Annotated in this window: 1 protein-coding gene; it reads right to left on the bottom strand. The window is 64.4% G+C overall.

Going from position 1 to position 3033, the window contains the following annotated elements; all coding sequences use genetic code 11:
• Positions 1 to 155: 155 nt before the first annotated feature.
• Positions 156 to 3023 (bottom strand): 2-oxoglutarate dehydrogenase E1 component, encoded by a 2868-nt coding sequence (locus tag IRZ12_RS16855; RefSeq protein WP_296471022.1) that lies wholly within the window; start codon positions 3021 to 3023, stop codon positions 156 to 158.
• Positions 3024 to 3033 lie beyond the last annotated feature (10 nt).

Below are 3033 nucleotides of genomic sequence, written 5' to 3'. Positions count from 1 at the left end.
AGTCAGGAGCGTGCCTTCCGAGACCGATTCGGAAAATTGGGGGACTTTAACGTCGACGATTGCCATGTCTGTTATTCCGCAAATGGGGAGAGTTCGTTCGTCGCTCGGCGCTCATGGCCGAACGCCGGGGCCGCATCGCGGCCCCGGGAAAAGGTTTACTTGGTCAGCACGAAGCCCTTGATGCGGCCGAACGCTTGGTCCAGCAGCGCCTTGAGCTGCTCGATGTGCTTGGAGTAGTAGCCGACGGCAGGCGAAGCCGAAGCGGGACGGCCGGCATAGCCGAGCTTCTGGCCGGCCGACATGTTCTCGTACAGGTGATGCTGCACGTAGAACCACGGTCCTTGGTTCTGCGGCTCATCCTGCACCCAGACCACTTCGGTCGCGGCGGGATACTTCTTGAGCTCGGCCGCGAGCGCCTTGTGCGGGAACGGATACAGCTGCTCGATGCGGGCGATGGCCACGTCGTTCGCCCCGCGGTCTTTGCGGGTGTTGACCAGGTCGTAGTACACCTTGCCCGAGCACAGCAGCACGCGCTTGACCTTGGCGGCGTCGATGGACTCGTCGACCTCGCCGATCAACGTCTGGAAGGCGCCCTTGCTCAGGTCGGACAGCGGCGAGGCGGCATCCTTGTTGCGCAGCAGCGACTTCGGCGTGAAGATGATCAGCGGCTTGCGGAATTGCCGGATCATCTGGCGGCGCAGCAGGTGGAAGATCTGCGCGGCGTTGGTCGGCTGCACGACTTGCATGTTGTTGTCGGCGCACAGCTGCAGGAAGCGCTCGATGCGGCCCGACGAGTGTTCCGGGCCCTGCCCTTCGTAACCGTGGGGAAGCATCAGCACGAGGCCCGACTGACGGCCCCACTTGGCTTCGCCGGAGCTGATGAATTGGTCGATCACGACCTGGGCGCCGTTGGCGAAGTCGCCGAACTGGGCTTCCCAGATGACCAGCGAGTTGGGCTCGGCGGTCGAATAGCCGTATTCGAAGCCCATGACGGCTTCTTCGGACAGGATCGAGTCGATGACGCGGAACGGGGCCTGCGCTTCGGAGACGTTCTGCAGCGGGACATACACGCCCGAATCCCAGCGCTCCCGGTTTTGGTCGTGCAGCACGGCGTGGCGGTGCGTGAAGGTGCCGCGCCCGGAGTCCTGGCCGGTGAGGCGGACCGGATAACCGGAAGCCACCAGGCTCGCGAAGGCCAGGTGCTCGGCCATGCCCCAGTCGACGTTCATTTCACCGCGCGCCATGGCGCGGCGGTCGGCCAGCACCTTCTCCACGATGGGGTGCAGCTTGAAGCCCTCAGGCACCGTCGTGATGCGCTCGCCCAGGCGCTTGAGCTCGGCCTGCGGAACGGCGGTGTCGGCGGCATCGGTCCATTTGCGGCCCAGGAAGGGCGACCAATCCACGGCGTACTTGTTCTTGTAGTTGGTCAGGACCGGATCGACCGTGTGGCGGCCTTCGTCCAGCGCGGCACGGTAGCGCTTGACGTACTCGTCGGCTTCGGCCTCGGTGATGACGCCCTGCACGACCAGCTTGTCGGCATACAGCTTGCGGGTGCCGGGATGCTTGCCGATGCGCTTGTACATCAGCGGCTGCGTCAGCGAGGGAGTGTCCTGCTCGTTGTGGCCCAGCTTGCGGAAGCAGACGATGTCGACGACGATGTCTTTCTGGAACTCGACGCGGAAATCCAGCGCGAGGCGCGTGGCAAACACCACGGCTTCGGGATCGTCGCCGTTCACGTGCAGCACGGGGGCTTCGATCATCTTGACCACGTCCGTGCAATACAGCGTCGAGCGCGCATCGCGGGGATCCGAGGTCGTGAAGCCGATCTGGTTGTTGATCACCAGGTGCACCGTGCCGCCCGTGCCGTAGCCGCGCGTTTGCGCGAGGTTCAGCGTTTCCATCACGACGCCCTGGCCGATGAAGGCGGCGTCGCCGTGCACCAGGACCGGCAAGACCTGCTTGCCGCCGTCCGGGCCGCGACGCTCTTGACGTGCACGCGCACTACCCTCGACCACGGGGTTCACGATTTCCAGGTGCGAGGGGTTGAAGGCCAGCGACACGTGGACGGGGCCGCCGCGCGTGGAGATGTCGCTCGAGAAGCCCTTGTGGTACTTGACGTCGCCCGCAGTCAGGCCGCCGTCGTCGTACTTGCCTTCGAATTCGGCGAACAAATCCTTGGGCATCTTGCCCAGGGTGTTGACCAGGACGTTCAGGCGGCCGCGGTGGGCCATGCCGAGGACCACTTCCTGGATGCCGCGCTCGCCGGCATGCTGGATGAGCTCGTCGATGGCCGCGATGAAGCTTTCGCCGCCTTCCAGCGAGAAGCGCTTCTGGCCGACGTACTTGGTGTGCAGGTAGCGCTCCAGGCCCTCGGCGGCCGTCAGGCGCTCGAGGATGTGCTTCTTCTGGTCAGCCGTGAAGCTGGGCGTGGCCAGCGTGCTTTCGAGGCGCTGCTGGATCCAACGCTTGATGGCCGGGTCGGAGACGTGCATGAACTCGACGCCGATGCTGCGGCAATACGTATCGCGCAGCGCCTTCACGATCTCGCGCAGCGTCATGTGCTCGGCGGTCGTGAAGTAGGTATTCGTGGCGGAGTAGACCTGGTCCATGTCGGCCTCGGTCAACCCGTAGAAGCTCGGCTCGAGCTCGGGAATGTGCGGGCGCTCCTGGCGCTGCAGCGGATCGAGGTCGGCCCAGCGTGCGCCGAGGTAGCGGTAAGCGGCGATGATGGATTGGACGTGGACCTGCTTGCTGGCTACCGACAGGTTGGTTTCCGTGGCGCGCGGCAGGAAAGCGTTCGCGCGTGCGCGTTGGGCGAACGACTCGATGACCGGGGCATGCGCCTGGTCGCGGGTGGATTCTTGCCCGTCAACCGCCGGAGTATGTTGCAGCTGGTCGAAATAATTGCGCCAGTTGTCGGGAACGGAGCCCGGATTGTCGAGGTAGGCCTCGTAGAGCTCCTCTACGTATGGCGCATTCCCCCCGAATAAATACGAGGTGCTGGATTCTTGGATGCTGGACATGATTTACGCT

This window comes from Pigmentiphaga sp. (assembly GCF_019689535.1).
Lineage (GTDB): Bacteria > Pseudomonadota > Gammaproteobacteria > Burkholderiales > Burkholderiaceae_B > Pigmentiphaga.
This window is presented reverse-complemented; position numbering and strand designations above follow the sequence as displayed.

Bases quoted from the DNA above. Each gene is read 5' to 3' on its own strand.
- IRZ12_RS16855 (WP_296471022.1), bottom strand. From the start codon at position 3,023: ATGTCCAGCATCCAAGAATCCAGCACCTCGTATTTATTCGGGGGGAAT.